General features: G+C 56.1%; 5 protein-coding genes. 3 read left to right on the top strand and 2 right to left on the bottom strand.

Annotated elements, in window-relative coordinates:
• The 3 genes from ABLU73_RS12350 to speD form a co-directional block, all read left to right on the top strand.
• A partial coding sequence (locus tag ABLU73_RS12350) for an FKBP-type peptidyl-prolyl cis-trans isomerase (RefSeq protein ID WP_348850229.1) occupies positions 1 to 912 on the top strand: 912 nt, incomplete at its 5' end.
• Between the two features lie 147 nt (positions 913 to 1,059).
• Positions 1,060 to 1,920, top strand: a complete 861-nt coding sequence (gene speE / locus ABLU73_RS12345) for a polyamine aminopropyltransferase (RefSeq protein ID WP_032455562.1) — start codon at positions 1,060 to 1,062, stop codon at positions 1,918 to 1,920.
• A gap of 24 nt (positions 1,921 to 1,944) precedes the next feature.
• On the top strand, positions 1,945 to 2,739 hold the full coding sequence (speD, locus tag ABLU73_RS12340) for an adenosylmethionine decarboxylase (protein WP_023319740.1): 795 nt from the start codon (positions 1,945 to 1,947) through the stop codon (positions 2,737 to 2,739).
• Between the two features lie 154 nt (positions 2,740 to 2,893).
• On the opposite strand, the gene yacL is transcribed toward speD, so the two are convergent.
• Both yacL and acnB read right to left on the bottom strand, forming a co-directional pair.
• Entirely contained in the window at positions 2,894 to 3,256 is a 363-nt protein-coding gene (gene yacL, locus ABLU73_RS12335; RefSeq protein ID WP_004204373.1) for a protein YacL, read from the bottom strand.
• Positions 3,257 to 3,443: 187 nt separating this feature from the next.
• Positions 3,444 to 6,041, bottom strand: coding sequence for a bifunctional aconitate hydratase 2/2-methylisocitrate dehydratase (gene acnB / locus ABLU73_RS12330; RefSeq protein ID WP_017901168.1), 2,598 nt, complete (start codon positions 6,039 to 6,041; stop codon positions 3,444 to 3,446).
• Positions 6,042 to 6,412: the final 371 nt, after the last annotated feature.

Genomic DNA, 6,412 nt, shown 5'->3' with positions numbered 1-6,412 from the left:
AAGACGCAGCAGACCGCCCTCGACCAGGTCAAAGCCCTTAACGCCGATAAGCAGTTGCTGGCTAACCGGCTCGCCGCGGTGGAAAAAGCGCCATCGAGCCGCGCCGATGCCGCCGTGGCGGTAAAAGATGAGCCCTCCGAGACGGCGGCCATAGTGGCGGCCTATCGCCTGCAGGCGGACAAAGATAACGCCCAGCTGCGGATGAAAGAGGATGAAATCCAGCTGCTGCGGACGCAGCTGACGGTCCCGCCGAGAAATACCACCGGCAAAACCGCCGCCAAACTCAGCGCGCCAGGTGAACAGCAGGCTTACGCCATCGGCGCCTCGATGGGTACAGAGGCGCTTAATGTCCTCACGACTCGTCGCACTCAGGGGGTTAACGTCGACGCTGGCCTGGTGCTGCAGGGCATCGAAGATGCTTTCAGCGGCCAGCTTCGCCTCGGCGAACAGGAGCGTAACAAAGCGCTGTTTGACATTTCACAGCAGGTTTTCCAGAACCTGAATAAAATCGAGCAGAAAAACATCAGTGCCGGTAAGAAATACCAACAGGCGTTTGCGCGCAAAAAAGATGTCGTCTTCAAAGAGGGCGTCTACAGCCGTATCGATTACCCGGGTAAAGGAAAAATTAGCGGCAACGATCTGGTGACCGTGGTGATCAAAGAGATGCTGACGGACGGAACGGTGATCAATGATATGGAGACGAAAGATCAGGCGCTTACCCAGAAACTGGATGCCTATCCCCCGGTATTTCGCGGGCCGCTGAAGCGCCTGCAGAACCACGGCTCCGTGACGCTGGTCGTCCCGCCCGACAAAGCCTATGGCAGTAAAGGGTTGCCACCGAAGATCCCCCCAGGCGCCACCATGGTCTATTCCGTGCGGATAGTGGATAGCCAACCCGCGCCGGCAAAATAGCCCTGTCTCCCCACCGCCCTCTCCGGGCGGTGCTGTTATTCCTGCCGCATTGCTGCAATAACCGCCGTGCATCCTCATCTATAGTTGTCTATGATGTTGCACTCGTTTTACGGGTGTAACAGATGTTAACGAAGGAGGAGCCTCACCGTGGCCGATAATCCACTGTGGCATGAAACGCTGCATGACCATTTTGGTCAGTACTTTAGCGTTGATAACGTGCTGTACCACGAAAAAACCGATCATCAGGATCTGATCATCTTTGACAACCGCGCCTTTGGCCGGGTAATGGCGCTGGATGGCGTCGTGCAGACCACCGAACGCGATGAGTTTATCTATCACGAAATGATGACCCACGTGCCGCTGTTGGCTCACGGCAACGCGAAGCATGTCCTGATCATCGGCGGCGGCGATGGCGCGATGCTGCGCGAAGTCTCTCGTCACCGCAGCATCGAAAGTATCACCATGGTGGAAATCGACGCCGGAGTGGTCTCATTCTGCCGCCAGTACCTGCCCAACCATAGCGCCGGCGCCTATGACGATCCGCGCTTTACGCTGGTGATTGATGATGGCGTCAATTTTGTTAACCAGACGACGCAAACGTTTGACGTGATCATTTCGGACTGTACCGATCCTATCGGCCCGGGGGAAAGCCTCTTCACCTCGGCTTTTTATGAAGGCTGCAAACGCTGCCTGAAGCCGGGAGGAATTTTCGTTGCACAGAACGGCGTCTGCTTCTTGCAGCAGGACGAAGCGGTGGGCAGTCATCGTAAGCTGAGCCACTATTTTCGCGACGTCAGCTTCTACCAGGCGGCGATTCCGACCTATTACGGCGGGATCATGACCTTTGCCTGGGCGAGCGACAACGAGGCGCTGCGCCATCTTTCCAGCGAAATCATTCAGGCGCGCTTTCACAAAGCCAACCTGACCTGCCGTTACTACAATCCGGCAATCCATACGGCGGCCTTCGCCTTACCACAATATCTGCATGATGCTCTGTCCGCACCGTGAAGCGAAATAAGGGGGTGAACTAAATTGAAAAAATTGAAGCTGCACGGCTTTAACAACCTGACCAAAAGCCTGAGTTTTTGTATCTACGATATCTGTTACGCCAAAACGGCAGAAGAGCGCGACGGCTACATCGCCTATATCGACGAACTCTATAACGCCAATCGCCTGACAGAGATCCTGACCGAAACCTGCTCTATTATTGGCGCTAATATCCTGAATATCGCCCGCCAGGATTATGAACCCCAGGGCGCCAGCGTGACCATTCTGGTTAGCGAAGAGCCCGTCGACCCGCGGCTTATCGACCAGACCGAACACCCCGGCCCACTACCTGAAACCGTGGTCGCCCATCTCGATAAAAGCCATATCTGCGTGCATACCTATCCGGAGAGCCACCCGGAAGGCGGTCTGTGCACCTTCCGCGCCGATATCGAAGTCTCTACCTGCGGGGTTATTTCACCGCTCAAAGCGCTGAACTATCTGATCCACCAGCTGGAATCGGACATTGTAACCATTGACTACCGCGTGCGCGGCTTTACCCGCGACATCAATGGGATGAAGCATTTTATCGATCATGAAATCAACTCAATTCAGAACTTTATGTCTGACGATATGAAGTCGCTGTATGACATGGTCGACGTCAACGTTTACCAGGAAAATATCTTCCATACCAAAATGTTGCTCAAGGAGTTTGACCTTAAGCACTACATGTTCCATACCCGACCGGAAGAGTTGACCGCTGAAGAGCGCAAGGTCATTACCGACCTGCTGTGGAAAGAGATGCGCGAGATTTACTACGGCCGCAATATTCCTGCCGTGTAATGCCTCAAATGCCCGGCGGCGATTTTGCGCGCCGGGCCTGGGTTCTGCGCCGGCGGGAAGCGGGGAAAGGTACTCGTCGCGACCGGAGATGTGCCCTGCGCACGCGACGCTTAGCCGGGCTACGGTTTTCCGCAGCCCGGCGCACAACGAGTCATCAACGCTGCTGCATAAACTCACGATAGGCGGCAACCACCTGCAGGAAATCCTCAACACCACACAGAGAGAGGCTTTCTTCGTCGTAGTAGCTCATCCCCTCCTCGATTTCGTCGCCGGAAAATTCCAGCTGATTGGCGCGGATCATCACCTCTTCGCCATCCAGCCACAGCGTATATTCATGTCCGGCACGCTGCCAGGAACGTTCACTGCCTTTCACGGTGCGCGCAGCCTGCTCCACTTCGTCAAGCAGAGCAAGATTGTCTTTCACCTCCTCGTTGAACCAGTGGCCAATCGCCTCGTGATCCATCGACATTCGCACCTTTACCACTCCGGTAATATCACGCAGAAATTCGTAGTCCATCGTCTTTTCCTCTGCAAGGGCAATGCGTCACCGCTGCACTGTACCCATGGAGTAATTATCGCAGCAGACCGAAAGAAAAAAAGCGTAACAGGCAGGAGGTTTGGAAATAAAAATGCCCGGTGATGCAATGTTCACCGGGCATTGAGGAGTTTGTAGCCAAACGGTCAGCTGGGCTGACCGAATGGTTTTACACCGCGGTCTGGAAGATCACACCGTCAGCTTTTTCAGTGTACTGATCCAGCTGGTTGAAGTTCAGATAGCGATAGGTATCTTCCGCTGTCTTATCCACCTGCGCCACGAAGGTCTGGTACTCTTCCGGCGTCGGCAGTTTACCGAGCAGAGAAGCTACCGCCGCCAGTTCGGCAGAGGCCAGATAGACGTTAGCGCCGGTACCTAAACGGTTCGGGAAGTTACGGGTAGAGGTGGAAACCACCGTCGCGCCGTCGGCCACGCGCGCCTGGTTACCCATACACAGGGAACAGCCAGGGATTTCGATACGCGCCCCGCTCTTACCAAATACGCTGTAGTAACCTTCTTCGGTCAGCTGCGCGGCGTCCATACGGGTTGGCGGCGCCACCCACAGGCGAGTCGGCAGCTGGCCTTTGTGGCTGTCCAGCAACTTACCGGCGGCACGGAAGTGGCCGATGTTGGTCATGCAGGAGCCGATGAACACTTCGTCGATCTTCTCGCCCTGCACATCAGACAGCAGGCGGGCATCGTCCGGATCGTTCGGCGCGCACAGGATCGGCTCTTTGATATCCGCCAAATCGATGTCGATTACTGCCGCGTATTCCGCGTCAGCATCGGCTTCCAGCAGCTGCGGATCCGCCAGCCATTTTTCCATACCCTGAATACGACGCTCCAGAGTGCGGCGATCGCCATAGCCTTCGGCAATCATCCACTTCAGCAGGACGATGTTGGAGTTCAGATACTCAACGATCGGCTCTTTGTTCAGCTTGATGGTGCAACCTGCAGCAGAACGTTCAGCAGAGGCATCGGTCAGCTCGAACGCCTGCTCCACTTTCAGATCCGGCAGGCCTTCAATCTCAAGGATGCGGCCAGAGAAGATGTTTTTCTTACCTTTCTTCTCAACGGTCAGCAGGCCCTGCTTGATGGCGTACAGCGGGATAGCGTGAACCAGGTCGCGCAGCGTAATCCCCGGCTGCATTTTACCTTTGAAACGCACCAGCACCGATTCCGGCATATCCAGCGGCATCACGCCGGTCGCGGCGGCGAAGGCCACCAGACCAGAGCCCGCCGGGAAGGAGATCCCGATGGGGAAACGGGTATGGGAGTCGCCGCCGGTACCCACGGTATCCGGCAGCAGCATGCGGTTCAGCCAGGAGTGGATAACGCCATCGCCCGGACGCAGTGAGACGCCGCCGCGGTTCATAATGAAGTCCGGCAGAGTATGGTGCGTGGTGACGTCAACCGGCTTCGGATAGGCTGCGGTGTGGCAGAAGGACTGCATCACCAGGTCAGCGGAGAAGCCCAGGCACGCCAGGTCTTTCAGTTCATCACGGGTCATTGGACCGGTGGTGTCCTGAGAACCGACGGAGGTCATTTTCGGCTCGCAGTAGGCGCCCGGACGGATACCGGCAACGCCGCAGGCGCGGCCAACCATTTTCTGCGCCAGAGAGAAGCCGCGGGTGCTTTCCGCCACGTCTTTCGCCTGACGGAAGACATCGCTGTGCGGCAGACCCAGCGCTTCGCGCGCTTTGGTAGTCAAACCGCGACCAATGATCAGCGGGATACGGCCGCCGGCGCGCACTTCATCGATCAGCACATCGGTTTTCAGCTCGAAGCTGGCCAGCAGTTCGTTGGTTTCGTGGTTACGCACTTCGCCTTTGAACGGGTAAACGTCAATCACGTCGCCCATGTTCAGATTTGACACATCCACTTCGATAGGCAGCGCGCCTGCATCTTCCATGGTGTTGAAGAAGATTGGCGCGATTTTGCCGCCCAGGCACAGGCCGCCGCCACGCTTGTTCGGCACGTTCGGGATATCGTCGCCCATAAACCACAGCACCGAGTTGGTGGCCGATTTACGTGAAGAGCCGGTCCCGACCACGTCGCCAACGTAGGCCAGCGGGTAGCCTTTCTGCTGCAGGGCTTCGATCTGTTTGATCGGGCCAACCACGCCCGGCTGATCCGGTTCAATGCCTTCGCGGGCGTTTTTCAGCATCGCCAGGGCGTGCAGCGGGATATCCGGACGCGACCAGGCATCCGGCGCCGGAGACAGGTCATCGGTGTTCGTTTCGCCAGTCACCTTGAAAACGGTAACGGTGATTTTTTCTGCCAGCTGCGGGCGGTTCAGGAACCACTCAGCGTCGGCCCAGGATTGCATGACCTGTTTTGCGTGCTCGTTACCTGCTTTCGCTTTCTCTTCCACGTCGTAGAAGTTATCGAACATCAGCAGGGTATGGGACAGCGCTTTCGCGGCGATCGGCGCCAGTTTCGCGTCGTCCAGGGCATCGATCAGCGGGTGGATATTGTAACCGCCCTGCATGGTGCCCAGCAGTTCAACGGCTTTTTCAGGGGTAACCAGGGGGGAGGACGCTTCGCCTTTGGCGATCGCGGCAAGGAATCCAGCTTTAACATAGGCGGCTTCGTCAACGCCCGGCGGTACACGATTAATCAGCAGGTCTAACAGGAATTCTTCTTCGCCCGCAGGCGGGTTTTTCAGCAGTTCTACCAGCGCGGCCATTTGGGTTGCATCTAAGGGTTTGGCAACAATCCCCATGGCGGCACGCTCAGCTACGTGCTTACGGTATTCTTCTAGCACGACGGTTCTCCTCGCTTCTCATTGTCATAATGCGGCCTACACGTCTTCAATCAATCTGCTTCGGTATTGGCAGTTTGCCGCCTTGACGCATCTTGAAGGATTTAGTGGCTGGGCGATTTTCTTCACGCTCCTGTGAGACAGCAGTTTGTAGGGTAAATGCCCGATACCGCGTCGGCAGCATAGCAGGATTTTTGAAAGGTGTTAATCTGTTTACAAAAAAGCAACATTAAAATTTAGCTGAATCGTTAAGGGCAGGATATTGCAGGCTTTCTGTTCAAATCCCGCGACAAAAATTCCTTTCCACGTACAACGCCATGGGCCGATCCCAACAATCATCAATAAAAAGCCATACCGCTTACTTATACTCAGCA

The organism is Klebsiella sp. GG_Kp175 (assembly GCF_040062325.1).
Lineage (GTDB): Bacteria > Pseudomonadota > Gammaproteobacteria > Enterobacterales > Enterobacteriaceae > Klebsiella > Klebsiella quasipneumoniae.
The sequence above is the reverse complement of the archived record's forward strand: the minus strand, read 5'-3'. Positions and strand labels throughout refer to the sequence as shown.